Below are 22,405 nucleotides of genomic sequence, written 5' to 3'. Positions count from 1 at the left end.
GGGACGTCCGTCGTTGTCGGGGCCGGGACGAGTGCGCCCGGCGGCCTCCGGGGCGACGGCCGGGCACGAGAGGCGCGTCTCCCCGGGAGAACCCCCGGCCACGATCCGCCGCTCCGAAAAACCGTTCGCCCCCTTGGCCCCCCGACACACCCCCACAGGTGTGATTCGGTCTCGCCGGCCGGCGCGGATGATGCGAAAGTTACCTATGGGGTGATCCACGGAAAAGCCGCAAAGGTGCCATAACGACAAGGAGCCCTGCTGCCATGAGCGAGGAGCCGAACAGCGAGGAGCCGCAGAGCGAGGAACGCCCGAAGCGCCCCCGCCGCCGGCGACTGCTGCCCACCTGGCGGATGGCGCTGGGCGCCGCCGCCCTGACCGCCCTGGCGGCCTCCGGCGCCTTCCTCGCCGGCTACCTCCTCGTGGACATCCCCGCGCCCAACACGGCCGCCGCCGCCCAGAACAACGTCTACCTCTACTCCGACGGCACCCAGCTCGCCCGCGACGGCGAGATCAACCGCCAGAAGATCGACCTGGAGGACGTCCCCGAGACCACCCGCCAAGCCGTACTCGCCGCCGAGGACCGGGACTTCTACAACCAGTCCGCCGTCGACGTCACCGCCATGATCCGCGCCGGCTGGAACATGCTCCGCGGCGAGGGGAAGCAGTCCGGCTCCACCATCACCCAGCAGTACGTGAAGAACTACTACCTCGGGCAGGAACAGACCCTCACCCGCAAGACCAAGGAGTTCTTCATCGCCCTCAAGCTCGACAGCCAGGTCGGCAAGGACGAGATCCTCGCCGGCTACCTCAACACCAGCTACTTCGGCCGCAACTCCTACGGCATCCAGGCCGCCGCACAGGCCTACTACGCCAAGGACGCCGCCGACCTCACCACCGCCGAGGGCGCCTACCTCGCCGCCCTCCTCAACTCCCCCAACCTCTACGACGTCGCCGCCCACCCCGAGAACAAGGAACGCGCCCTCGCCCGCTGGAACTACGTCCTGAACGGCATGGTCGCCGAAGGCTGGCTCAAGCCCTCCGAACGCGCCGACATGACCTTCCCCACCCCCGGCCCCGCCAAGCCCCCCACCGGCCTCTCCGGCCAGCGCGGCTACATCGTCGAAGCCGTCAACCGGTACCTCGTCGACAACGACGTCCTCAGCGAACGCCAACTCTCCCGGGGCGGCTTCCGCATCACCACCACCATCGACCGCCGCAAACAACAGGCCATGGTCGAGGCGGTGGAGAAGGAACTCCTCTCCCGGCTCAGCGACGAACGCCAGGTCGACCGCTACGTCCGCGCCGGCGCCACCTCCATCGACCCCCACACCGGCGAGGTCGTCGCCCTGTACGGCGGCGTCGACTACACCCGGCAGTTCGTCAACAACGCCACCCGCCGCGACTACCAGGCCGGCTCCACCTTCAAGCCGTTCGTCTACGCCGCCGCCCTCGAACACGGCGCCAGGACCCGCGACGGCAAGCGCATCGGCCCCAACACCGTCTACGACGGCACCAGCGGCCGCACCGTCGTCGGACCCCACGGACCCACCACGTGGAAGCCCGAGAACGAGGACGACGCCGACTACGGCAAGATCCCCGTCAGCACCGCCATGAACAAGTCCGTCAACGCCGTCTTCGCCCAGATGGGCGTGGACGTCGGCCCCGAGAAGGTCAAGAAGACCGCCCTCGCCCTCGGCCTCCCCGAACGGACCCCCGGCGTCGTCGACGCCCACGCCTCCCTCTCCCTGGGCACCGCCTCCCCCAGCACCCTGGACATGGCCCAGGCGTACGCGACCCTCGCCAACCACGGCAAACGCGTCGACCACACCCTCGTCAAGGAGATCGTCCAGGACGGCGAACCCGTCCGGGTCCCCGAGCCCCCCACCACACAGGCCGTCTCCCGCGCCACCGCCGACGCCACCACCGCCGTCCTGCGCGGCGTCGTCGAGAAGGGCACCGGAGCCACCGTCAAGGCCGCCGGCCGCCCCGCCGCCGGCAAGACCGGCACCGCCGAGGAGGACCGAGCCGCCTGGTTCGCCGGCTACACCCCCGACCTGGCCACCGTCGTCGCCGTCATGGGCCAGGACCCCCGGACCGGCGTCCACAAGTCCCTCTACGGCGCCGGCGGACTCGCCCGCGTCAACGGGGCCGACTTCCCCTCCCGGATCTGGGCCGCCTACACCGCCCGGGCCCTCCAGGGCAGCCCCGTGAAGAACTTCGAACTCAAGCCCGGCGGAAAGCACCGCGTCCCCAAGGCGTCCCCCGACCCCTCCGAGGACGCCTCACCCGACACCGACCCCACCCAGGTGACCGACGAACCGGACGACTCCCCCACCCTCGAACCGGACGACGGCGAGGACGCCGCCACCGACGGAACCGACGGAGCGCGGGGACCGGCCCCGACCCCGGACGACCGGGGGAACCCGGACGGCCGGAACGGCGACGGAGATCCCCGCGAGGACCGCGACAAAAGGCGCGACAACGGAAGCGACAGAGGAAGCGAGAGAGAACGCGACCGGGCCGACGAACGGAACGACCGCGGCCACGGCGACAAGGACCGCCGGGGCCACCGCGAGGACGACGGGAAGGGCGGCGACGGCGGCGGCGGGAACGACAAGGGCACGGCGGACGACGAGGACGGCCGCGGCGACCGCGACGGCCACGAGAGGAGCGCCGCCCCCAGCGGCACCCCCCGGCCGACCCCGACCCCGAGCGGCGCGACGAGCGCCCCCCGGTAGGACACGGTCGGAACACGGTCCGGCCCACTCCCGCGGGCCGGACCCTCCCTCACAGATACAGACCGGTGGAGTCCTCGGACCCCTGCAACCGCTCGGCCGCCACGGCGTGCAGATCACGCTCGCGCATCAGCACGTACGCGACCCCCCGCACCTCCACCTCGGCACGGTCCGCCGGGTCGTAGAGCACACGGTCACCGGGCTCCACCGTCCGTACGCTCTGCCCGACGGCGACCACTTCGGCCCAGCTCAGCCTGCGGCCGACCGCCGCCGTCGCGGGAATGACGATGCCGCCGGAAGAACGGCGCTCGCCCTCCGGATTGTCGGTACGAACCAGCACCCGGTCATGCAGCATCCGGATGGGTAGCTTGTCGTGGTGGGACGTCTGGGAACTCACGGTACGACCGTATCTCAGCCACTACCGACGACGACGCCGAGCCGACACCAACAGCCCGACCACCCCGACCGCCACCAACGCCACCGGCACGATCCGCCCCATCCGCGGCCGCCCGTCCTCGTCCACGAACTTCTCCCGCGCGTCCGACACCGCGCGGTTCACCGCCACGTACGCCCGACCCGCCGTGCGGTCCACGACCGCGACCGCCCGCGCCTTCGCGTCGCCCGCGATCGTCCTCGGATGCACCCGCACCGCCAGCTCGTCCAGCGTCGCGGCGAGCTCCTGCCGCCTGCGGACGATCGCCGCCTCGATCTCCGCCGGGGTCCTGGCTTCCGACACCGCACTGCCTCCGTCGTCTCGTACGTCTCATCTGCCCCACCCGGGCTGCCACGTACCGGGGATTCGGCTACCGGACAGTTTGGCAGCTCCGTTCCGTCCGGTGCCCCACGCCACCCCCGGCACACACCGTGACTAGGCTTCGAAGCGGTAACGGCCCCGAGAGAACCCCCGCCCGAGGAGCACCGATGAGCGAGCGACTGCAGCCCGGCGACACCGCCCCCGCCTTCACCCTGCCCGACGCCGACGGAAACCCCGTCTCGCTCTCGGACTACGCCGGGCGCAAGGTCATCGTCTACTTCTACCCCGCCGCGCTGACCCCCGGCTGCACCAAGCAGGCGTGCGACTTCACCGACAACCTCGACCTCCTCGCCGGCGCGGGCTACGACGTGATCGGCGTCTCCCCCGACAAGCCCGAGAAGCTCGCCAGGTTCCGCGAGAAGGAGAACCTGAAGGTCACCCTCGTCGCCGACCCGGACAAGAAGGTCCTGGAGGCGTACGGCGCCTTCGGCGAGAAGAAGCTCTACGGCAAGACCGTCACCGGCGTCATCCGCTCCACGGTGATCGTCGACGAGGAGGGGAAGGTCGAGCGGGCCCTGTACAACGTCAAGGCCACGGGCCACGTCGCCAAGCTGATCAGGGACCTCGCACTCTGACGCCTCCCCTCCCCGGCCCCTCCCCTGTCCCTCCTCCGACCCTCCCCGGCCGACCGGCGTAACCGACCGTCACCGGACTCGTTGACCAGTACGAGTCCGCGACACACGACCGAACACGGCGGACTCCGAGCGCCAGGGAACAGGGGGAGGGGCCGTGGCCGTCCGCTACACCCGCGAGGCACCGACCGACGCCGTCCGCGCGTCGACGACGCTCTCCGAGGCGATCACCCGCCTCGGCGCGCCACCGACGAGCGGCGGACGCGGACACGTCCGCGCGCTGCCGGAACGGTGGGGCATCGACACCTCGCACTTCACGCCCGTACGCCCGCGCCGGCCCGAGGGCTCTCTCGGCGACCGACTCGCCCTGGGGCGCCCGGCACGCGCGAAAGCGCTGTTCGCGGGGCACCATGCCGGCTGATGTCCCACGCGAGACCCTCGTCGAGGCCGTGGCCCGCTCGTCGACCTGGGCTGATCTCATGCGCGCGCTGGGTGTCCCGTCCAATGGGGGAAGGCGCCGCGCTCTCCAGAGACTCGTGAGCGAGCACGATATCGACACCGGTCACTTCACACAGCGGAGCCCCTGGCGGAAGTACACCGATACGGCGATCGCCGAGGCCGTTGCGAGCTCGACCACCTTGCGCGAGGTCGTGGCCAAGCTCGGTGCGACGCCCGCGACGGGAACGCTTTCCCACATCCGGCGCCGTATCGCCGCCGCCGGAATCGACACCGGTCACATCCCCGCGCTGCACCGTCCTCGGGTCGACCTTCCGCTCACGCCCGAGGAGGTGAGGAAAGCCGCAGTGTCCGCGTCCAGCGTTCGCGCCCTGGGCGTTCCCGACGACGGCAGATCGCGTGCCGCGCTGCGTCGCATGCTCACCGAACTGGGCGTCGACACCTCGCACTTCACGCACGCACGGAAATCCATCCCCGAGGCACCGCTTCGGGAAGCCGTTTCCGGCATTACCGGTTACGCCGACGTCATGCGTCGCCTGGGGCTTCCGGTCAATGACGCGAATCACCGGCGGGTACACCGACACGTGGCCCGGCTCGGGTTGGACACCTCCCATTTCAAGCGGCGCACTCGGCGTGAGATGCGACCCAAGGCACCGAAAAGGATCGCCGACGAAGTACTGCGGACGCGCCCCGAGGGAACTCCCCGCACGAACCATGCCCGGCTGCGCCGGGCCCTGGACGAGATCGGCGTGCCCTACCGATGCGTTCTGTGCGGTAACCAGGGCGAGTGGCTCGGGGTGCCCATGACGCTCCAGATCGATCACGTCAACGGCGCCCCGCACGACAACCGACGCGAGAACCTGCGCTATCTGTGCCCGAACTGCCATGCGACCACGGGGACATGGTGCCGCCGAAACCGGCGAGGAGCCGCGTGACCGCCGCCCCTCCGGGGGCGACCCAACCGGTACGATGGACGGCGACCAGCGGCCGTGATGGAACTGGCAGTCATGCTGGGTTTAGGTCCCAGTGGGGATTTCCCCGTGTGGGTTCGAATCCCACCGGCCGCACCATATTTTTCCTTGAAATCGAAGGCCCGGCTCGGTGGGCCGGGCCTTCGGCGTCGTCGGCGGGATCATCTCCACGGACCGGCGATCAGCCCAACAGCTCCCTGATCACCGGGGCCAGGGCGCGGAACGCGTGGCCGCGGTGGCTGATGGCGTTCTTCTCCTCCGGGGAGAGTTCGGCGCAGGTGCGGGTGTCGCCGTCGGGCTGGAGGATGGGGTCGTAGCCGAAGCCGCCCGTGCCGGAGGGTTCGTGGCGGAGGGTGCCCGGGAGGCGGCCCTCGACGACGCGTTCGGTGCCGTCGGGGAGGGCCAGGGCCGCCGCGCAGGCGAAGTGGGCGGTGCGGTGGGGGTGGTCGATGTCGGCGAGCTGGGCGAGGAGCAGTTCCAGGTTGGCCTTGTCGTCGCCGTGCCGTCCGGACCAGCGGGCGGAGAAGATGCCGGGGGCTCCGCCGAGAACGTCGACGCAGAGGCCGGAGTCGTCGGCGACCGCGGGGACTCCGGTGGCCTGGGCGAGGGTGCGGGCCTTGAGGAGGGCGTTCTCGGCGAAGGTGAGGCCGGTCTCCTTGATGTCGGGGACTTCGGGGTAGGCGTCGGCGCCGACGAGGTCGACGTCGAGTCCGGCGGAGGCCAGGATGGCCTCCAGTTCGCGGACCTTGTGCGCGTTGCGGGTGGCGAGGATCAGGCGCTTGCTCATGGGGACCGATTATCCGTCCCGCCCGGATGGACGCCCCCTTCTTCGGAGTTCCGGAGCCCCTTCCGAGCCGGCCCGTTCGGGTCAGTTGGGTGTGCAGACCTTGGAGAGCTCGTCGGCGGCGTCGACGACGGGCGTGACGTCGGGGGCCTCGCCGTTGTCGGCGGCGGTGCGGGCGTTGTCGACGGCCCGCCGGAGGTCTTCGACGACCTTGCCGACGTCGCCGCCGTCGGTGCTCTCGCCGATCTTGTCGAGGTTCTGGTCGATGCGGTCGAGGGACCGGTCGATCTCGGCGGGGTTCTCGGCTCCGTCGGAGACGGCCTGCTGGAGGTCGTTGGCGCTGTCGACGATGACGACGGCGGTGTTGGCGCAGTCCAGTGCGTTCTGGACGGCGCTGCAGCCCAGCAGGGGCAGGGCGAGGGCGAGGGGTGCGAGGGCGGCGAGGGTGGTCCGGCGGCGCATGGTGTCCTCTCGGTTCGGGCGGGCACCTGGACGGGCCGTACGGCTCGACCCGTACGGCCCGCGTCTCCTAGGACGTGTAAAGCGCTCGCAAAGTTCCCCGCGGTGGCGCGGGGTTCGCGATGTGCCGTCGCCGCGTGATCGGCGTCACGGGGTGGACAGGGCCTGACGTTGGATCTCGTCGAGTCGGGCGCAGCCGGCGACGGCGAGGTCGAGGAGGGTGTCGAGTTCGGTGCGGGCGAAGGGTTGGCCTTCGGCGGTGCCCTGGACCTCGACGAAGCGGCCGTCGCCGGTGCAGACGACGTTCATGTCGGTTTCGGCGTTGACGTCCTCTTCGTAGCGGAGGTCGAGGAGGGGGGTGCCGTCGACGATGCCGACGCTGACGGCGGAGACGGTGCCGGTGAGGGGTTGGGCCTTGGCGCGGACGAGTTTGTTGTCGCGGGCCCAGGTGATGGCGTCGGCGAGGGCGACGTAGGCGCCGGTGATGGCGGCGGTGCGGGTGCCGCCGTCGGCCTGGAGGACGTCGCAGTCGAGGACGATGGTGTTCTCGCCGAGGGCCTTGAGGTCGACGACGGCGCGGAGCGAGCGGCCGATGAGGCGGGAGATCTCGTGGGTGCGTCCGCCGATGCGGCCCCGGACGGATTCGCGGTCGCCGCGGGTGTTGGTGGAGCGGGGCAGCATGGCGTATTCGGCGGTGATCCAGCCTTCACCGCTGCCCTTGCGCCAGCGCGGTACGCCTTCGGTGAGGCTGGCGGTGCAGAGGACCTTGGTGTCGCCGAAGGCGATGAGGACGGAGCCTTCGGCGTGTTTGCTCCAGCCGCGTTCGATGGTGACGGGGCGGAGTTGTTCGGCTGTGCGGCCGTCGATGCGTGACATGGGGGCGAGCCTAGTCGGGTGGGCGGTGGGCCCGTTCCGGGTGGGCGCGGGGCGGGGGCGGGGGTGGGGCCGGGGGTTACATCATGTCTTCGATTTCGGCGGCGATGGGGTCGGCGTCGGTGCCGATGACGACCTGGATGGCGGAGCCCATTTTGACGACGCCGTGGGCGCCGGCGGCCTTGAGGGCGGTCTCGTCGATGAGGGAGGGGTCTTCGACCTCGGTGCGGAGGCGGGTGATGCAGCCTTCGATTTCGATGATGTTGTCGATGCCTCCGAGCCCGGCGACGATGTTCTCTGCCTTGCTGGCCATCTTCTCTCCTCGTCTCCGTTCGCTTCGTCTCCGCTGCCGTTCGTGCGATGTCGTGCGGTGTCGTGCGTGGCGTTGCGGCGGCGGCTTCCCCTGTCTGACCGGATTGGCACATTAACCTACGGTATGCCCGTCCCGCGAGAGGGCATCTCACGTGGTCCGAACCGTTCCGGCGGGTGGATCACGCGGTTCCGCCGTTCCCGGTCCCACAGGAGGAAGCCGATGTCCACGGCCGATGTTCCCGCGTCCGCCGACAGCACGAGGGGCGGTTCGGGCCGCGGATCGCAGGCGATGGCGGTGGCCCAGCGCATCGGCCGCAGTCTGATGCTGCCCATCGCCACGCTGCCCGCGGCGGCCCTGATGGTCCGTCTGGGGCAACAGGACATGCTCGGCCGGGAGGGCTTTCCGGCCGCCGTCAACCGTGTGGCCGAGTTCCTGGCGGCGGGCGGCGGGGCGCTGCTGGACAACCTGCCGCTGCTGTTCGCCGTGGGCATCGCGGTCGGCTTCGCCAAGCGGGCGGACGGCTCGACGGGACTGGCGGCGGTGGTGGGCTATCTGGTCTTCCGGCAGGTGATGGCCGCCTTCGTCGATCCCAACCTGCCGCCGGAGGACGGCGTGCCGCAGCCCGCGGACGCGGGGGTGCTGGGCGGTGTGGTCATGGGCCTCGTCGTGGCCCTGCTCTACCAGCGGTACCACCGCAAGAAGCTGCCGGACTGGCTGGGGTTCTTCGGGGGCCGCCGGCTGGTGCCGATCCTGGCGTCCTTCGCGGGGCTGGTCCTGGGCGTCCTCTTCGGGTACGCCTGGCCGGTGCTCGGGGGCGCGATCCACGGTTTCGGCGAGTGGCTGGTGGGGTCCGGCGCGGTGGGCGCGGGGATCTTCGGGGTGGCCAACCGGGCGCTGATCCCGGTCGGGATGCACCACCTGTTGAACTCGTTCCCGTGGTTCCAGGCCGGTTCCCACGAGGACGACGGGGTGCGCTACCAGGGCGACATCGCCCGGTTCCTGCACGGGGACCCGACGGCCGGGCAGTTCATGACGGGGTTCTTCCCGATCATGATGTTCGCCCTTCCGGCGGCCTGTCTGGCGATCTACCACTGCGCGCGGCCCGAGCGCCGCAAGGTGGTGGGCGGGATGATGTTCTCCGTCGCGCTGACCGCCTTCGTCACCGGTGTGACCGAGCCGATCGAGTTCACGTTCATGTTCATCGCGCCGGCGCTGTACGTGGTCCACGCGGTGCTGACCGGCCTGTCGATGGCGTTGAGCTGGGCGTTGGGGGCGCGGGACGGTTTCGGTTTCTCGGCCGGCGCGATCGACTTCCTGTTGAACCTGGGCATCGCGACCCGGCCCTGGCTGCTGGTGGTGCTCGGGCTGTGCTTCGCGGTGGTGTACTACGTCGTCTTCCGTTTCGCGATCCTCAGGTTCGATCTGCCGACGCCGGGCCGGGAGCCGGAGGAGGAGGCGGAGGAGATGGAGAAGGCGCAGTACAGGGCGTAGGCGGGACGAGGCGTGGGGTGCCGGGAGCGCCCTGGTGGAACGTGCGACGGCCGCCCGCGGGGCGTGGGTTTCCGCGGGCGGCCGTCGTTCGTTCGTCTACCCGGTTCAGAGTTCGTACACGGTTCCGGGGTGGGCGAGTTCCACGGGGCCGCCGAACGCGGCCCGGGCGTCGCGCAGGTTGACCCGGGGATCGGTCCACGGCGGGATGTGGGTGAGCACCAGGCGTTCGACTCCGGCCTTCCGGGCGAACTCCCCGGCTTCCCGTCCGTTGAGGTGGAGTTCGGGGAGGTCTTCCTTGCCGTCGGTGAAGGACGCCTCGCACAGGAAGAGGTCGGCGTGGCGGGCCAGGCCGGTGAGCGCGTCGCAGGGGCCGGTGTCGCCGGAGTAGGCGAGGGTCCTGCCGTTGTGCTCGATGCGGAAGCCGTAGGTCTCCACCGGGTGACGCACCAGGTCGGCGTGGACGGTGAGCGGTCCGAGCCGGATGGTGCTCGCGGGGGCCAGGTCGTGGAAGTCGAACACCTCGCTCATGGAGGTGTCGGACGGGGTGTCGGCGTAGGCCGTGGTCAGCCGCTGTTCGGTGCCCTTGGGGCCGTGGACGGGGATGGCCTCGCAGCGACCGCCCTCGAACCGGTAGTACCGGGCCACGAAGTACGCGCACATGTCGATGCAGTGGTCGGCGTGGAGATGGCTGAGGACGATGGCGTCGAGGTCGTAGAGGCCGCAGTGGCGCTGGAGTTCGCCGAGGGCACCGTTTCCCATGTCGATCAGGAGCCGGTAGCCGTCGGCCTCGACGAGGTAGCTCGAACAGGCCGATTCCGCGGACGGGAACGATCCCGAGCAGCCGACGACGGTGAGCTTCATAGGGGAAGGAACCTCCGTGGCCCGGGAAGAGGGGTTACCTGAGCGTAAGGCGCACGACGGCCGGTGGCTCCTCGGTGGGGCGCCGTTGTGGGCGGAATCACCAGGGCGGGGTAGGGCCGTGGGGCCGTGGACGGCGCTGTGGACGGGGAGTTGTGGCCGGTCGTCCGGGGGCGGCGTCGGGCTGCGGAGGGTGGGGCGGCGGGCGTGTCCCGGCGGGGCGTGTCGGGTGCCGGCGAGTGGGGGTGCGCCGCCGCTCCCGGCCGCGCGGGGGCGGCGGGGAGCGGGGCGGCGGGGCGGACGCGCCGCGCGGAAGGTGGCGCGGCGGGCTCCGCGCGCGTCCCCGTGGGGAGTGTCACGCGGAGGTCGTCGCGGGGCTCACGCCCAGAGCTGTCCGTGGAGTGCCTCGACGGCCGCTTCGGTGGTGGGCGCGGTGTAGATGCCGGTGGAGAGGTACTTCCAGCCTCCGTCGGCGACGATGAAGACGATGTCGGCGCTCTGGCCGGCCTTCAGGGCCTTGCGGCCGACGCCGATGGCGGCGTGCAGGGCCGCGCCGGTGGAGACGCCCGCGAAGATGCCCTCCTGGGCGAGGAGTTCACGGGTGCGGGTGACGGCGTCCTCGGAGCCGACGGAGTAGCGGGTGGTGAGGACGGTCTCGTCGTACAGCTCGGGCACGAAGCCCTCGTCGAGGTTGCGCAGGCCGTAGACGAGGTCGTCGTAGCGCGGCTCGGCGGCGACGATCTGGATGCCGGGGACCTTCTCGCGCAGGTAGCGGCCCGCGCCCATCAGGGTGCCGGTGGTGCCGAGGCCGGCGACGAAGTGGGTGATGGAGGGCAGGTCGGCGTAGATCTCGGGCCCGGTGCCGGTGTAGTGGGCGCCGGCGTTGTCGGGGTTGCCGTACTGGTAGAGCATGACCCAGTCGGGGTGCTCGGCGGCCAGTTCCTTGGCGACGCGGACGGCGGTGTTGGAGCCTCCGGCGGCCGGGGAGGAGATGATCTCGGCGCCCCACATGGCCAGCAGCTGGCGGCGTTCCTCGCTGGTGTTCTCCGGCATGACGCAGACCATGCGGTAGCCCTTGAGCTTGGCCGCCATGGCCAGCGAGATGCCGGTGTTGCCGGAGGTGGGTTCGAGGATGGTGCAGCCGGGGGTGAGCCGGCCGTCCTTCTCGGCCTGCTCGATCATGTGGAGGGCCGGGCGGTCCTTGATCGAGCCGGTGGGGTTGCGGTCCTCCAGCTTGGCCCAGATGCGGACGTTCTCGGCGGGGGAGAGCCGCGGCAGGAGCACCAGGGGGGTGTTGCCCACCGCGGCGATCGGCGAGTCGTAGCGCATCAGCGCATTCCTCCGGCGACCGCGGGGAGGATGGTGACGCTGTCGCCGTCGTTCAGCTTGGTGGAGATCCCGTCGAGGAAGCGGACGTCCTCGTCGTTGAGGTAGACGTTGACGAAACGGCGCAGCTCGCCGCCCTCGACCAGCCTCTCCCGGATGCCGCCGTGGCGGGTCTCCAGATCGTCGATGAGCTCGGCGAGAGTGCCGCCGTTGCCCTCGACGGTCTTCTGGCCGTCCGTGTAGGTGCGGAGGATGGTCGGGATGCGGACCTCGATGGCCATGGGTGTGCTCCTGTGGGAGAGGCGGAGAAGCGGGAAGTGTGCGGGCCGTGCGGGGGTGCGCGGGTACGGCCGGTGGGGGCCGCGCGGAGTCGCCCGGTCAGTCGCGGGCGCGGTCACAGCGCCGACAAGCGGCACTGGTGAGGCGGCACAGGTCCACGTGGAGGCGCGCCACGAGCAGCGTGCCCGGGGCGCCGCCCGGGAGGTTGTCGCTCACATCGTGGTTAACCATGGGCTCATCGTAACGATTCCCGGCCCGGGATCCGGATGGGCATGTCACGATGCGGACCGTGCCGTCTCACCTGTCGTCCCGAGCGGCCTTCCGGCCGGGTGTCAGTCCTGGTAGGCGGGGACGATCCTGACCTCCTCCTCCGTGATCTCGCCGTCGACGATGCGGAAGGAGCGGAAGGAGAAGGGGCCCTCGTCGTTGCCGCACTCGGCGGTGGAGACCAACACGTAGTGGGCGCCGGGCTCGTTGGCGTAGGCGACGTCGGTGCGCGAGGGGTACGCCTCGGTGGCCGTGTGCGAGTGGTAGATGACGACGGGTTCCTCGTCGCGGTCGTCCATCTCGCGGTAGAGCTTGAGCAGGTCACCGGAGTCGAACTCGTAGAACGTCGGGGAGCGGGCGGCGTTCAGCATGGGGATGAAGCGCTCGGGCCGGTCGCTGCCGGCCGGGCCCGCGACGACGCCGCAGGCCTCGTCGGGGTGGTCCTGCCGGGCGTGCGCGACGATCTTGTCGTGCAGCTCCTGGGTGATGGTCAGCATGGACGACAGCATAAGCAGGGCGAATGGACGGGCCCCGCCCGCGTCGGTGGACGGTGCGGGCGGGGCCCGGTGGCGGGGTGCGGACTCCGCGGTCGAACACGGGGGACCGCGAGTCGGCCGCCCTCCGGTCACCGAGCGTGCCGAAGCCGCTCCGCTCAGGGCGTCAACGTCTCCACCAGGGATTCCTGCAGGGCGCCCAGCCACAGGTAGGCCATCGCGATCGGCTTGCGCGGATCGCCGTCCGGCAGGGCGTACAGCTCGTCGCCGTCCTTGTCGTCGGCGAGTTCCAGGCGGGCGCCGATCGCCAGCCGCAGGTCGTTGAGCGCGCCCAGCCACTGCCGCGCCTGCTCGGGGGTGAGGGTGAGGACCGCGCCACCGACCGTCTCGTCGGCGGAGCCGGAGACGAGTTCGTCCAGGGCGCGTACGACGGCGAGGCCGTCCTCGCGCTTGCGGGCGCGCAGTTCGTTCTCGGTGTAGCGGCGGAACTCCGCCGAGGCGGCCCGCGTCCGCTCGTCGGACGCGGCGCCGGGGCCGCCGTAGGCGTCCGGGAAGAGGCGGGCGAGCGCCGGGTCGGAGGGCGGCTCGCTGGGGCCGTCGGCCATCAGGGCGGCCAGCGGGTCCTGCCCGGCGCCCCCGGCGGTCTCGTCTCCGGGACCGGGGCCGATCAGTTCCAGGAGCTGGACGGTGAGGCTGCGCAGGATGGAGATCTCGACCTCGTCGAGCGCGACGGAGGCCCCTCCGGGGACGGTGGCGGCGGGTTCGAAGAGTCCGGGCATCAGCGGTCCTGCTGGAGGGTCGCCCACAGGCCGTAGCCGTGCATGGCCTGTACGTCGCGTTCCATCTCCTCGCGGGTGCCGCTGGAGACGACCGCGCGCCCCTTGTGGTGGACGTCCAACATCAGCTTTCTGGCCTTCTCCTTGGGGTACCCGAAGTAGGTCTGGAACACGTAGGTCACGTAACTCATCAGGTTCACCGGGTCGTTGTGGACGACCGTGACCCACGGGACGTCCGGTTCGGCCACCGCCCAGGGCGCCTCGTCCGACTCCGGGCGCGTGGTCTCGGTGGGCTCCGTGGGGGCGACCGACGCGAGGGCTCCGTGGGCGGCCTCCGGGCGCGGGACGGTCCCGGTCGCCCGGTCCGGTCCGGCGGTGCGGCACGCCACGAGGTGCGGCGCGGGCACGGCGGGGGGCATCGGTGTCCGGCGTGTGTCGTCGCTCACGGTTCCATGCTGCCACCCGCCCCGGGTGGACACGCAAACGGGCCGGCGGAGGCGCCGCCACACCCCGGGAACGGATATCGTCACTTTGACGAGATTGGAGTAGCATCCGTCGTATGAACACAGCAGACCTGGGCCTGCCGGTCGCCGTGCCGTCGACTGCGCTCTTCACCGACCACTACGAACTGACCATGGTGCAGGCCGCGTTGCGCGGCGGGACGGCCGGTCGGCGCTCCGTCTTCGAGGTCTTCACCCGCCGGCTGCCCGAGGGCCGCCGCTACGGCGTGGTGGCGGGCATCGGACGGGTGCTGGACGCGGTGGAGAACTTCCGCTTCGAGCCGGAGATGATCGACTTCCTGCGCGAGCGGGGCGTCGTCGACGAACCCACCCTCGCCTGGCTGGCCGACCACCGCTTCCGCGGCGACATCCAGGGCTACCCCGAGGGCGAGGTCTACTTCCCCGGTTCGCCCATCATGCGCGTCACGGGCACCTTCGCCGAGTGCGTGCTGCTGGAGACCGTGATCCTGTCGATCCTCAACCACGACTCGGCGGTCGCCGCCGCCGCGTCCCGGATGGCCGTCGCCGCGCAGGGGCGTCCGCTGCTGGAGATGGGCGCCCGGCGCACCCACGAGCTGGCGGCGGTGGCCGCGGCGCGGGCGGCGTACGTCGGCGGCTTCTCCTCCACCTCCGACCTGGCGGCCGGGTACCGCTACAACATCCCCACCGTCGGCACCAGCGCCCACGCCTTCACGCTGCTCCACGACACCGAGCGGGACGCCTTCGTCGCGCAGGTGAAGTCCATGGGGAGCGGCACCACGCTCCTGGTGGACACCTACGACGTGGCCGAGGCCGTGCGCACCGCCGTGGAGGTGGCCGGTCCGAACCTGGGCGCCGTCCGCATCGACTCCGGCGACCTGCTGCTGCTCGCCCACCGGGTGCGGCAGCAGCTCGACGAGCTGGGGGCGCGGGACACGAAGATCATCGTGACCAGCGACCTGGACGAGTACGCCATCGCCTCCCTCGCCGCCGCCCCGGTGGACGCCTACGGGGTGGGCACCCAGCTCGTCACCGGCAGCGGGCACCCGACCGCGTCGATGGTCTACAAGCTGGTGGCCCGCGCGGACTCCGACGATCCCGAGGCGCCGCTGCGTCCGGTGGCGAAGAAGTCCATGGGCGGGAAGATGTCGGTCGCGGGCGTGAAGTGGGCCGCGCGGCGGCTGGACGAGCACGGCGTGGCGGAGGCGGAGGTCGTCGGCACCGGGGAGGTCCCCGAGGAGCTGAAGGACCGGCTGCTGATGGTGGACCTCGTCCGCGGCGGCGAGGTCGTGGCCCGGGAGCGGCTGGACGTGGCCCGGGAGCGGCACGTGCGGGCCCGTGACGGGCTGCCGCTGTCGGCGACGCAGCTCTCGCGCGGCGAGCCGGTCCTGCCGACCGAGTACGTCTGAGCGCGGCCGGGCGCGTCCGGGCGCGGTGGGGGCGTGCGGCCCGCGCGGGAGGCGGGCGCCGGTCCCTCCGCGCGCCCGCGGCCCCCACGCACTCCCGCGGCGGACGCCGAGTGTCTAAGGTCGGACACGTCCCCACCCGTCCCCGGTCCCTCCGGTCTCCCCGCCGGCTCCGGCGGACCCACTCAACCCACCCACTCCAGCCGAAAGGCGTGCACCATGCACCGGGCCCTGATCGTCGTAGACGTCCAGAACGACTTCTGTGAGGGCGGCAGCCTCGCGGTGGCGGGCGGTGCCGACGTGGCCGCGGCCATCACCGACCTGATCGGGCAGACGACCGCCGGGTACCGCCACGTGGTGGCGACCCGTGACCACCACGTCGCCCCCGGCGACCACTTCTCCGACCGCCCCGACTTCCACCACTCCTGGCCCCCGCACTGCGTGGCCGGGACCGAGGGCGTGGGCTTCCACCCCAACTTCGCCCCCGCCGTCGCCTCCGGCGCGATCGACGCGGTCTTCGACAAGGGCGCGTACGCGGCGGCCTACAGCGGCTTCGAGGGCGCGGACGAGAACGGCGTCCCGCTGGACCGGTGGCTGCGCGCCCACGAGGTCGCGGAGGTGGACGTGGTGGGCATCGCCACCGACCACTGCGTCCGCGCGACCGCCCTGGACGCGGCCCGCGAGGGCTTCCGCACCCGCGTGCTGCTCGGCCTGACGGCCGGCGTCGCGGCGGAGACGACCGAGAAGGCGCTCCAGGAGCTGCGCGAGGCGGGCGTGGAGCTGGTCGGCGCGCCGGTGGTCCGGGGGGCCTGAGACGGGCCCGGGGCCCGCCCCGAGGGGCTCCTCGGGCGGCCGGCGGACGGATGGACCCGCGCGGAAACGATCCGGCTATCCGGCGGCGGGGCTGCGGAGGAGGGCGGCCACGGGCCTCCAGAAGTCCGTCTCGCAGGGTGTCGCCGAGCGCCAGACGAGGCCGTCGGGGTGGTGGAGCACCGCGCTGATCTCGTCGGGGGTGGGCGGCTCGGTGTTGCCGCGCAGGTAGACCGCGCGCAGGCCCAGGTTCCGCAGCCGGGTCAGGGCGCGGGCGCGGTTGGCGGAGTGCACCAGAAAGCGGATGCGCTGGCCCGCCGCCCCCGGTCTGGGCAGCGAGAGCGCCACCACCACGCTGCCGTCCGGCAGCCGGACCCAGCCGCCACCCGCCATGCTCACCACTCCCCCGTTATACAACACGTCAGCAAAGGGTCTCGCAGGCGCATTCTGAACACGATCGGCCGCCGCCCGCCAGGGGCGACGGCCGATCGCTTTCCGCATTACCGCGGTGACCTGCGCAAACGCGAGATCACTTCTTGGTGGAGGGGCCGACCTGAACGGTGAGCGTCCTGCCGTCGAGCGGCTGGTTCACGATCGTGATGCGCGTGTTGGTGTCGGGCACCTTCACGCTGCCGGTCGGGTTGGACTCGTCCCAGTAGTCACCCTTGCGGTCGTCGAAGACCGGGTTGCCCAGCTTCCAGCTCACCTTGGCGGGCTCGCCGTTCTTGTGCAGGGTCATCCCCTTCGTCGGCCACCAGCTGAAGGTGGAGTCGTAGGACTGGATGCGGTTGCGCATCAGCGTGCCGTCCGACCACTTCTCGGCCTTCGGGTGGGCGTCGACCGGCAGGATCAGGCCCTCGCCCGGGTGGGCGCTGGTGTTGTTGTCCAGCTGCGAGGTGTCCCACAGCCAGACCAGCAGTCCGGTCTGGTACGCGTAGCGCTCGGTCCAGTCCGGCCGGCTGTTCGACCAGCCGAAGTTGTACGGGCCGACCTTCAGGGTCTCGTCGTAGGAGACGTACTGCCGGTTCTCGGCGATGTAGAACTGCGGGTAGGAGCTGGTGAACGAGCCGCCGATGCGGGAGAAGCCGTCCGCGGTCCAACCGTTGTCGTCGCCCTCGGCACCGTCGGTGAGGATCGCCTCCCCGTCGGCGGTGACGGTGATCTCGTCGGCCGCGAAGCCCTTCTCGGCCACGCCGCCGTCGGTGCGGTAGTGGAAGCGGAGCTGGATCTCCTTGCCCGCGTACGCGTCCAGCGCGTAGGACAGGTCCACCCAGCCGCCGGACTCGCCGTCCAGCGCCGGGGTGCCGCTGGCGTCGCGCCCGATCGGCTCGCCGTTCCGCGTGCCGTCCAGGGCGGTCCAGGTGGCGCCGCCGTCGGTGGAGACCTGGGTGTAGAGGTAGTCGTAACCGGCCTCGATCTCCCACCAGCCCTTGAGGTCGAGCGACGCGGTGGAGGCACCGGTCAGGTCGACGGTACGGGTGAGGGAGTTGCGCAGGTCGTCACCGCTGCCGCTCCACCACTGCCGGCTGCCCGCGGCGGGCTCCACGACCTCGGTCGTGACCTCCTTCTCGGGCAGCTCGACGATCAGCGCCTGCGGGTTCTTGCCCTGCTTCGCCGCAGCGCCCAGCTTGTGGGTGGACTTGGTGGCGGCCTTGGCCGTCTCGTAGTCCAGCCAGCCCAGCGACAGCTTGTCCCAGGCGGTCATCTCGCCCGCCGAGTCGCCGATGGCGGTCTTGCCCTTGCTCAGCCAGGAGCCGGAGGACATCAGGGTCCAGTAGGCGGTGGAGTTCTCGCCGCCGGCGGTGTCGTACAGGTCCGGCAGGCCGAGGTCGTGGCCGTACTCGTGGGCGAAGACGCCCAGGCCGCCGTTCTCGGGCTGCACGGTGTAGTCGCCGACCCAGATGCCGGTGTCGCCGATCTCGGTGCCGCCGGCCTTGTTGAACTCCGGCCCGGTGTTGCCGTAGTCGGTGCCGTAGGCGTACCAGCGGTGGGCCCAGATGGCGTCCTCGCCCTGCGCGCCGCCGCCGGCCGACTCGTCCTCGCCGGCGTGGACGAACTGGAAGTGGTCGATGTAGCCGTCGGCCTCGTTGAAGTCGCCGTCGCCGTCGAAGTCGTAACGGTCCCACTGGTCGTACTCGGCCAGCTGGGCCTTGATCTCCTCGTTGGTGCGGCCGGCGGCCTTCTGGTCCTCGACCCACTGGTTCACACCGTCGCGGACGGCGTCCCAGACGGTGCTGCAGACGTTGTCGCCACAGGCGTTGGTGCCGTAACGGGCCTCGTTGTACTCGACCTTGACCCAGTCGGAGACCATGCCGTCCACGGAGTACCGCCCGGAGGACTGGGTCTCGTAGTAGGTCTTCAGCGAGTTCTCGCCCTCGCCGAAGTAGATCTCCTCGAAGTGCTCGCGGTCGAAGTCCTCCTCCCAGTAGGTGGAGTTGTCGTTCTTCCGGTCGGGCTCGGCTATCTGGTTGTGCAGCGGGCCGGGCGTGCCGCCGTACCGCGGGTCGACCTTGTCGCCGAACTCGAGCAGGATCGTGAAGATCTTGTCGGTCTTGGTCTGCTCCATCTCGACGTACTTCTCGTCGTCGAGCTTCAGGACCTTGGAGCCGTTCTTGGTCACGGGCTTCTCGCCCGAAGCCAGGCGCTCGAGGGCCGCGAGGCGCTGGGCGCGCTGCTTCTCGGTGAGAGGGCCGGGCAGATCGTGGGCCACGTGCTCGCCGTGGCCGCCCTTGCCGTCCTTGTGACCCTTGCCCTTGGCGTGGTCACTGAGGTTCGCGGCGGCCGGGTCGCGGCCGTCGGGCGCGGTGCCCTCGCTGGCGTAGGCGGTGCCGGCGGTCAGAAAGGTCGCCCCGATCATGGCGACCGTCGTGGCCAGTGCGGCGGATCTGATGGTCCTCCGTTGGCTCTTCACTAGGTATTGCCCTCCCCATGCATGGCCATGCCACGTGTGTGCACACGTGTGGAGGCATTGGACCCGAGTGGCGGCCGAAAAAACAGACCTTGATTTGAACACGCCACACAAGTACGGTGTCCGGCCATCCAGTTGCGGATTCCGGACACGTGGAAACGGTGGACGCCGGGGGCCGCAACCACGGCGTGACTCCGTGCGCCCCTTGTGCATCGGCGTGGCGTCGACCGTGGGTCGGGTCACGCTTACCCCGTACGCCGCACGGGCATTCGGCACCGTAGAGTCGTTCGACGGACCGCGACCGCCGTCGTGTGACGCCAACTCCCGATACCCGAGGACGGATCCCGTCATGCCGCGTCCGAATCCAGCACAGCTTGCCTACGGTTCGGCCACCGTCATCCTCTCGGCCCTCGTCATGTTGCTCGTGACGCAGGCGCGTTCGGGAGTCGAGGTCGTGGTCGTCGCGAGCGTGGCACTCGCGCTCGGGCTGATCGTCGCGGTCACGGCGCCCGCCGGGCGCGCGGCGCACCGGCCCCGTCCGGTGTCCGACGGAACGCCGGACCGGCGCGGCGCGGCCCGCGTCGAGGACGAACAGCGGGTTCCGCAGCCTTCGTTGCGCCGCTGACTCCCCCCACTCCCCCGCACACGGCCCCCGTGGGAAACGGGGGCCGGCACGGGATCGGACACGGCCGCGGACGGGCCCGCGGCCTCGTCCGCGGCGGCCCGTCCGGCCGCTCCCGGTTCCCCGACCACCGCGGAGGACGCGACGCGGGTGCTGTGTCCTCGGCGTCCTCGGCGTCTTCGGTGCCCTCGGCGTCCTCATGGCCCGAGTGCACCGTGCCACCGCGCGCCGCGCATCCGGCGCGTGTCGTTCGGGCGACGGCCCGCGGCCCGGAGCCCGCTACTCCGAGCCGCGCGCCACGAACGTGCGGGCCGCCTTGTCGTGCCAGCACTGCCGCCACGGCTTGTCGACGACGCACCAGAAGGCGTTCACCACGCCGATCCCCAGCAGCGACAGCGGGCCGTACACCAGCCAGCGGCGCAGCGCGGCACCGAACGAGGGGGTGTCCTGCTCCTCGATGGCGAGCACCGTGAGGCCGAACAGCCTCTTGCCGAGCGTGCGCCCCCAGCGGGCGGTGGGCAGCACCTCGTAGAGGAGGCCGAAGACGAGGAAGGCGGCGAGCACGATCGCCAGGTAGACCCCGGTGGTGCCGTCGACCAGCCAGACCTGGCGCGTCACGCCCGCCTGTTCGACCTCCTCGATCCGCTCCCGGATGTGCTCGACGCTCGGGCCGACGAACGGGAAGGCCACCGCGCCGGTCACCGCCGCGGTGACGATGCCGTCGACGAGCCGGGCCGCCAGCCGCCGTCCGAGCCCGGCGGGACGGGCCTGACGCTGGGCGGCCTGGAGGAAGGGGTCGACGGTGGGCGGCTTCCAGGGCACCACCCGCTCGGGGTCGCCCGGCACCGCGGCCGGGGACTGCTGCGCCGGCACGGCGGCCGGTACGGCCGGAGCGGACGCGGCGGGAGCCGTGGGGGCGGCGGGAACGGGCGCGGGTCCGGCGGGGGCCGGCGCGGGGGCGGGGGCGCGCTGGGCCAGTTCCTGCACCTGCCGCGTCCACGAGGGCTGTTCGGGCCCGGGAGCGGGCGCGGCGGGGGCCGCGGGGACGGCGGGAGCCGGTGCGGCGGGCGCGGGTCCGGCGGCGGGCGCGGCGGGGACGGCGGGAGCCGGTGCGGCGGTGCCCTCCGGCCGTACGGGCCGCATCCTCATGGTGCCCTCCGCACGGGGCGGGGCGCTCTCGCCGCCCTCCGGGCGCGGAGAGGCGCCGCCCGCCGGGGCGGTGTCCACGCGCCGCCAGCCGCCGCGCGGGTCGGAGCCCGGCTCCAGCGCGTGCGGGGCGCGGCCCGCGCCCAGCGCCGGGGTGGCGTCCGCGGGGGGCGTGCCCCAGGAGACGCGGTCGCCCCGCTCGCCGTCGAAGCCGGACTGCCGGGAGGCGTCGGCCTGCCAGGCGGACGCGGGCTCGGGGCGGTTGCCGTGCAGCCGGGACGGGTCGTCCCAGGTGGTCACCCGTTCACCGGGACGGACGTCCACCTCGCCGCGTCCGCGCACCTCGGGAAGCGCGGTGCCCGGGGACGGCGTCGAGGGGGCGGCCGGGGCCCGGTCGTCCCCCGGGCCGTCCTCCTCGTCCAGGAAGACCGGGCCCGTCTCCTCGCGCGCCGTCTCCTCCCGCGCGGGCGGCGACGAGGCGGGGGCGGACGGCTCCGATGACGACGACGCCGATGGTGCCGACGGTGCCGACGCGGACGGTCCGGACGGCGTCGCCGGCGGCGGAACCGCCACCCCGGGAGGGGCGGCGGGCATCGGCTCGCCCTCGGGGGGCGCGGGCCGACTGGTGCCGGGGACCCACGCGGCGCCGTTCCAGTAGCGGATGTACCCCGGGATGGACGGGTCCGGGTAGTAGCCCGGGCCCGGGGTGCCGTGGGCGGATGCTGACGGAGGGGCGCTCATGTGTCCGGTCCCGTATCTGCTCGGCCGTTGCTTGGCGTGTGCCGCATCCCGTCCGCCGACACGGTCGGGTGAGGCTGAGTCCACTATCTACCAGAGACGGCGGACTCCTCGCCCCGAGCATCGGGTGCCCGCCCCTCCATCCAGCGACAGCGGGCCCGTCCCGCCGCCGCCCAGGGGCGTGAGGGGCGGATGAGGGCGCGCGGGGGCGCGCGCACGGCCCACGCGCCTCCGGCGCGGAGCCGCGGGAGGGGTCAGTCGACGTCCCGGGCCGCCTGGCGCACCAGCGGGACGATCCGCAGCGGGACCGGGTTCTCCATGACGATGGCCGTCGCGGCCCGCACGATGCCCTCGAACCCCACCACCTTGTCGATCACCCGCTGGAGGTCGGCGTTGGAGCGCGCCACCAGGCGGCAGAGCATGTCGCCGCGGCCGGTGATGGTGTGCAGTTCCAGCACCTCGGGGACGGAGGCCAGGTGCGCCCGCACGTCGTTGCCCTGTCCCTGTCTGATCTCCAGCGTGGCGAAGGCGGTGACCGGGTAGCCGATGGCCGCCGGGTCCACGTCGGGGCCGAAGCCGCGGATCACCCCCTTGCTCCGGAGCCGGTCCAGCCGCGCCTGCACGGTGCCGCGGGCCACGCCGAGGCGGCGGGACGCCTCCAGCACGCCGATGCGGGGCTCGGCGGCGAGCAGCTCCAGCAGCCGGCCGTCCAGCTCGTCGATGCCCATCCCTGCCTCCCGGTGGTCATCCTGTACAGATCGCCCGGCGTAACGGAGCCAGCACTGTACAGACTGCCCAGCAATTACGGGAACTATTGCGCATCTTGTG

24 protein-coding genes, 1 tRNA gene and 1 pseudogene are annotated in these 22,405 nt (G+C 71.9%); 9 read left to right on the top strand and 17 right to left on the bottom strand.

Features of this window, described 5'->3' with window-relative positions:
* The first annotated feature begins 263 nt into the window (after positions 1 to 263).
* Positions 264 to 2,738, top strand: coding sequence for a transglycosylase domain-containing protein (locus ABD335_RS07280; protein ID WP_344321272.1), 2,475 nt, complete (start codon positions 264 to 266; stop codon positions 2,736 to 2,738).
* Positions 2,739 to 2,787: 49 nt separating this feature from the next.
* Here the strand turns inward: ABD335_RS07280 and ABD335_RS07275 are convergent, their stop codons facing one another.
* Both ABD335_RS07275 and ABD335_RS07270 read right to left on the bottom strand, forming a co-directional pair.
* On the bottom strand, positions 2,788 to 3,090 hold the full coding sequence (locus tag ABD335_RS07275; RefSeq protein WP_344321345.1) for a GroES family chaperonin: 303 nt from the start codon (positions 3,088 to 3,090) through the stop codon (positions 2,788 to 2,790).
* Between the two features lie 63 nt (positions 3,091 to 3,153).
* On the bottom strand, positions 3,154 to 3,471 hold the full coding sequence (locus ABD335_RS07270) for a DUF3618 domain-containing protein (RefSeq protein ID WP_344321271.1): 318 nt from the start codon (positions 3,469 to 3,471) through the stop codon (positions 3,154 to 3,156).
* A 185-nt stretch (positions 3,472 to 3,656) separates the two neighbouring features.
* Between ABD335_RS07270 and bcp the strand changes: the two genes are divergently transcribed.
* The 4 genes from bcp to ABD335_RS07250 all read left to right on the top strand — a co-directional run bounded on the left by bcp (position 3,657) and on the right by ABD335_RS07250 (position 5,647).
* Positions 3,657 to 4,124 carry a thioredoxin-dependent thiol peroxidase gene (gene bcp / locus ABD335_RS07265; protein WP_344321270.1) on the top strand — a complete coding sequence of 156 codons (468 nt, stop codon included), beginning with the start codon at positions 3,657 to 3,659 and terminating at the stop codon, positions 4,122 to 4,124.
* 154 nt (positions 4,125 to 4,278) lie between these two features.
* Positions 4,279 to 4,542, top strand: a complete 264-nt coding sequence (locus ABD335_RS07260; RefSeq protein ID WP_344321269.1) for a hypothetical protein — start codon at positions 4,279 to 4,281, stop codon at positions 4,540 to 4,542.
* Between the two features lie 115 nt (positions 4,543 to 4,657).
* Entirely contained in the window at positions 4,658 to 5,512 is an 855-nt protein-coding gene (locus ABD335_RS07255) for an HNH endonuclease (protein WP_344321268.1), read from the top strand.
* Between the two features lie 48 nt (positions 5,513 to 5,560).
* Positions 5,561 to 5,647 (top strand) — tRNA-Leu (locus ABD335_RS07250).
* 82 nt (positions 5,648 to 5,729) lie between these two features.
* Here the strand turns inward: ABD335_RS07250 and rdgB are convergent.
* From rdgB to ABD335_RS07230, 4 genes and pseudogenes are all read right to left on the bottom strand, one after another.
* Positions 5,730 to 6,335, bottom strand: coding sequence for an RdgB/HAM1 family non-canonical purine NTP pyrophosphatase (gene rdgB / locus ABD335_RS07245; protein WP_344321267.1), 606 nt, complete (start codon positions 6,333 to 6,335; stop codon positions 5,730 to 5,732).
* Between the two features lie 81 nt (positions 6,336 to 6,416).
* Complete coding sequence (locus tag ABD335_RS07240) at positions 6,417 to 6,794, bottom strand: hypothetical protein (RefSeq protein WP_344321266.1); 378 nt, start codon at positions 6,792 to 6,794, stop codon at positions 6,417 to 6,419.
* Between the two features lie 144 nt (positions 6,795 to 6,938).
* Entirely contained in the window at positions 6,939 to 7,667 is a 729-nt protein-coding gene (gene rph, locus ABD335_RS07235; RefSeq protein WP_344321265.1) for a ribonuclease PH, read from the bottom strand.
* A gap of 76 nt (positions 7,668 to 7,743) precedes the next feature.
* Positions 7,744 to 7,992 (bottom strand): annotated as a pseudogene (locus tag ABD335_RS07230) (PTS sugar transporter subunit IIB); the annotation flags it as partial.
* 204 nt (positions 7,993 to 8,196) lie between these two features.
* On the opposite strand from ABD335_RS07230, the gene ABD335_RS07225 reads away from it, so the two are divergent.
* Positions 8,197 to 9,468 carry a PTS transporter subunit EIIC gene (locus ABD335_RS07225; RefSeq protein ID WP_344321264.1) on the top strand — a complete coding sequence of 424 codons (1,272 nt, stop codon included), beginning with the start codon at positions 8,197 to 8,199 and terminating at the stop codon, positions 9,466 to 9,468.
* Between the two features lie 105 nt (positions 9,469 to 9,573).
* On the opposite strand, the gene ABD335_RS07220 is transcribed toward ABD335_RS07225, so the two are convergent.
* The 7 genes from ABD335_RS07220 to clpS form a co-directional block, all read right to left on the bottom strand.
* A complete protein-coding gene (locus tag ABD335_RS07220) occupies positions 9,574 to 10,329 on the bottom strand; it encodes an MBL fold metallo-hydrolase (protein WP_344321263.1) in 756 nt (251 codons plus the stop codon).
* Positions 10,330 to 10,704: 375 nt separating this feature from the next.
* Positions 10,705 to 11,655: a PLP-dependent cysteine synthase family protein gene (locus ABD335_RS07215; protein WP_344321262.1), complete on the bottom strand. Its 951-nt coding sequence runs from the start codon at positions 11,653 to 11,655 to the stop codon at positions 10,705 to 10,707.
* A complete protein-coding gene (locus tag ABD335_RS07210) occupies positions 11,655 to 11,933 on the bottom strand; it encodes a MoaD/ThiS family protein (RefSeq protein WP_344321261.1) in 279 nt (92 codons plus the stop codon). The genes ABD335_RS07215 and ABD335_RS07210 overlap by 1 nt, the downstream gene beginning before the upstream one ends.
* A 97-nt stretch (positions 11,934 to 12,030) precedes the next feature.
* Positions 12,031 to 12,162, bottom strand: a complete 132-nt coding sequence (locus tag ABD335_RS07205; protein WP_344321260.1) for a putative leader peptide — start codon at positions 12,160 to 12,162, stop codon at positions 12,031 to 12,033.
* 101 nt (positions 12,163 to 12,263) lie between these two features.
* Positions 12,264 to 12,695 carry a M67 family metallopeptidase gene (locus tag ABD335_RS07200; protein ID WP_344321259.1) on the bottom strand — a complete coding sequence of 144 codons (432 nt, stop codon included), beginning with the start codon at positions 12,693 to 12,695 and terminating at the stop codon, positions 12,264 to 12,266.
* Between the two features lie 155 nt (positions 12,696 to 12,850).
* Positions 12,851 to 13,471, bottom strand: a complete 621-nt coding sequence (locus ABD335_RS07195; protein ID WP_344321258.1) for a DUF2017 domain-containing protein — start codon at positions 13,469 to 13,471, stop codon at positions 12,851 to 12,853.
* Positions 13,471 to 13,716, bottom strand: coding sequence for an ATP-dependent Clp protease adapter ClpS (gene clpS / locus ABD335_RS07190; protein ID WP_344321344.1), 246 nt, complete (start codon positions 13,714 to 13,716; stop codon positions 13,471 to 13,473). The genes ABD335_RS07195 and clpS overlap by 1 nt, the downstream gene beginning before the upstream one ends.
* Positions 13,717 to 14,027: 311 nt before the next feature.
* Between clpS and ABD335_RS07185 the strand changes: the two genes are divergently transcribed.
* On the top strand, positions 14,028 to 15,356 hold the full coding sequence (locus tag ABD335_RS07185) for a nicotinate phosphoribosyltransferase (RefSeq protein WP_344321257.1): 1,329 nt from the start codon (positions 14,028 to 14,030) through the stop codon (positions 15,354 to 15,356).
* Positions 15,357 to 15,572: 216 nt separating this feature from the next.
* Positions 15,573 to 16,166 carry an isochorismatase family protein gene (locus ABD335_RS07180; RefSeq protein ID WP_344321256.1) on the top strand — a complete coding sequence of 198 codons (594 nt, stop codon included), beginning with the start codon at positions 15,573 to 15,575 and terminating at the stop codon, positions 16,164 to 16,166.
* A gap of 75 nt (positions 16,167 to 16,241) precedes the next feature.
* Here ABD335_RS07180 and ABD335_RS07175 read toward each other — a convergent pair whose 3' ends face one another.
* Positions 16,242 to 16,556, bottom strand: a complete 315-nt coding sequence (locus ABD335_RS07175) for a hypothetical protein (protein ID WP_344321343.1) — start codon at positions 16,554 to 16,556, stop codon at positions 16,242 to 16,244.
* Positions 16,557 to 16,692: 136 nt separating this feature from the next.
* Positions 16,693 to 19,074: an immune inhibitor A domain-containing protein gene (locus tag ABD335_RS07170; RefSeq protein ID WP_344321255.1), complete on the bottom strand. Its 2,382-nt coding sequence runs from the start codon at positions 19,072 to 19,074 to the stop codon at positions 16,693 to 16,695.
* Positions 19,075 to 19,420: 346 nt separating this feature from the next.
* Here ABD335_RS07170 and ABD335_RS07165 point away from each other — a divergent pair, with 346 nt between their 5' ends.
* Positions 19,421 to 19,696 carry a hypothetical protein gene (locus ABD335_RS07165; RefSeq protein ID WP_344321254.1) on the top strand — a complete coding sequence of 92 codons (276 nt, stop codon included), beginning with the start codon at positions 19,421 to 19,423 and terminating at the stop codon, positions 19,694 to 19,696.
* A gap of 276 nt (positions 19,697 to 19,972) precedes the next feature.
* On the opposite strand, the gene ABD335_RS07160 is transcribed toward ABD335_RS07165, so the two are convergent.
* The gene (locus tag ABD335_RS07160) at positions 19,973 to 21,580 is read right to left on the bottom strand and encodes an RDD family protein (protein ID WP_344321253.1); all 1,608 of its coding nucleotides are present in this window, start codon (positions 21,578 to 21,580) and stop codon (positions 19,973 to 19,975) included.
* Between the two features lie 251 nt (positions 21,581 to 21,831).
* Positions 21,832 to 22,305 (bottom strand): Lrp/AsnC family transcriptional regulator, encoded by a 474-nt coding sequence (locus ABD335_RS07155; protein WP_344321252.1) that lies wholly within the window; start codon positions 22,303 to 22,305, stop codon positions 21,832 to 21,834.
* Positions 22,306 to 22,405 lie beyond the last annotated feature (100 nt).

The sequence above is a fragment of the Streptomyces macrosporus genome (genome assembly GCF_039533145.1).
GTDB classification, from domain to species: domain Bacteria; phylum Actinomycetota; class Actinomycetes; order Streptomycetales; family Streptomycetaceae; genus Streptomyces; species Streptomyces macrosporus.
Note: the sequence above shows the minus strand (reverse complement) of the source record. Positions and strands in the feature narration are given on the sequence as shown.

Excerpts from the sequence above, each read along its gene's own strand:
- ABD335_RS07280 (WP_344321272.1), top strand. The coding sequence starts at position 264 with ATGAGCGAGGAGCCGAACAGCGAGGAGCCGCAGAGCGAGGAACGCCCG.
- ABD335_RS07275 (WP_344321345.1), bottom strand. The coding sequence starts at position 3,090 with ATGCTGCATGACCGGGTGCTGGTTCGTACCGACAATCCGGAGGGCGAG.
- bcp (WP_344321270.1), top strand. The coding sequence starts at position 3,657 with ATGAGCGAGCGACTGCAGCCCGGCGACACCGCCCCCGCCTTCACCCTG.
- rdgB (WP_344321267.1), bottom strand. The coding sequence starts at position 6,335 with ATGAGCAAGCGCCTGATCCTCGCCACCCGCAACGCGCACAAGGTCCGC.
- ABD335_RS07240 (WP_344321266.1), bottom strand. The coding sequence starts at position 6,794 with ATGCGCCGCCGGACCACCCTCGCCGCCCTCGCACCCCTCGCCCTCGCC.
- rph (WP_344321265.1), bottom strand. The coding sequence starts at position 7,667 with ATGTCACGCATCGACGGCCGCACAGCCGAACAACTCCGCCCCGTCACC.
- ABD335_RS07225 (WP_344321264.1), top strand. The coding sequence starts at position 8,197 with ATGTCCACGGCCGATGTTCCCGCGTCCGCCGACAGCACGAGGGGCGGT.
- ABD335_RS07220 (WP_344321263.1), bottom strand. The coding sequence starts at position 10,329 with ATGAAGCTCACCGTCGTCGGCTGCTCGGGATCGTTCCCGTCCGCGGAA.
- ABD335_RS07215 (WP_344321262.1), bottom strand. The coding sequence starts at position 11,655 with ATGCGCTACGACTCGCCGATCGCCGCGGTGGGCAACACCCCCCTGGTG.
- ABD335_RS07210 (WP_344321261.1), bottom strand. The coding sequence starts at position 11,933 with ATGGCCATCGAGGTCCGCATCCCGACCATCCTCCGCACCTACACGGAC.
- ABD335_RS07205 (WP_344321260.1), bottom strand. The coding sequence starts at position 12,162 with ATGGTTAACCACGATGTGAGCGACAACCTCCCGGGCGGCGCCCCGGGC.
- ABD335_RS07200 (WP_344321259.1), bottom strand. The coding sequence starts at position 12,695 with ATGCTGACCATCACCCAGGAGCTGCACGACAAGATCGTCGCGCACGCC.
- ABD335_RS07195 (WP_344321258.1), bottom strand. The coding sequence starts at position 13,471 with ATGCCCGGACTCTTCGAACCCGCCGCCACCGTCCCCGGAGGGGCCTCC.
- ABD335_RS07185 (WP_344321257.1), top strand. The coding sequence starts at position 14,028 with ATGAACACAGCAGACCTGGGCCTGCCGGTCGCCGTGCCGTCGACTGCG.
- ABD335_RS07180 (WP_344321256.1), top strand. The coding sequence starts at position 15,573 with ATGCACCGGGCCCTGATCGTCGTAGACGTCCAGAACGACTTCTGTGAG.
- ABD335_RS07175 (WP_344321343.1), bottom strand. The coding sequence starts at position 16,556 with ATGGCGGGTGGCGGCTGGGTCCGGCTGCCGGACGGCAGCGTGGTGGTG.
- ABD335_RS07165 (WP_344321254.1), top strand. The coding sequence starts at position 19,421 with ATGCCGCGTCCGAATCCAGCACAGCTTGCCTACGGTTCGGCCACCGTC.
- ABD335_RS07160 (WP_344321253.1), bottom strand. The coding sequence starts at position 21,580 with ATGAGCGCCCCTCCGTCAGCATCCGCCCACGGCACCCCGGGCCCGGGC.
- ABD335_RS07155 (WP_344321252.1), bottom strand. The coding sequence starts at position 22,305 with ATGGGCATCGACGAGCTGGACGGCCGGCTGCTGGAGCTGCTCGCCGCC.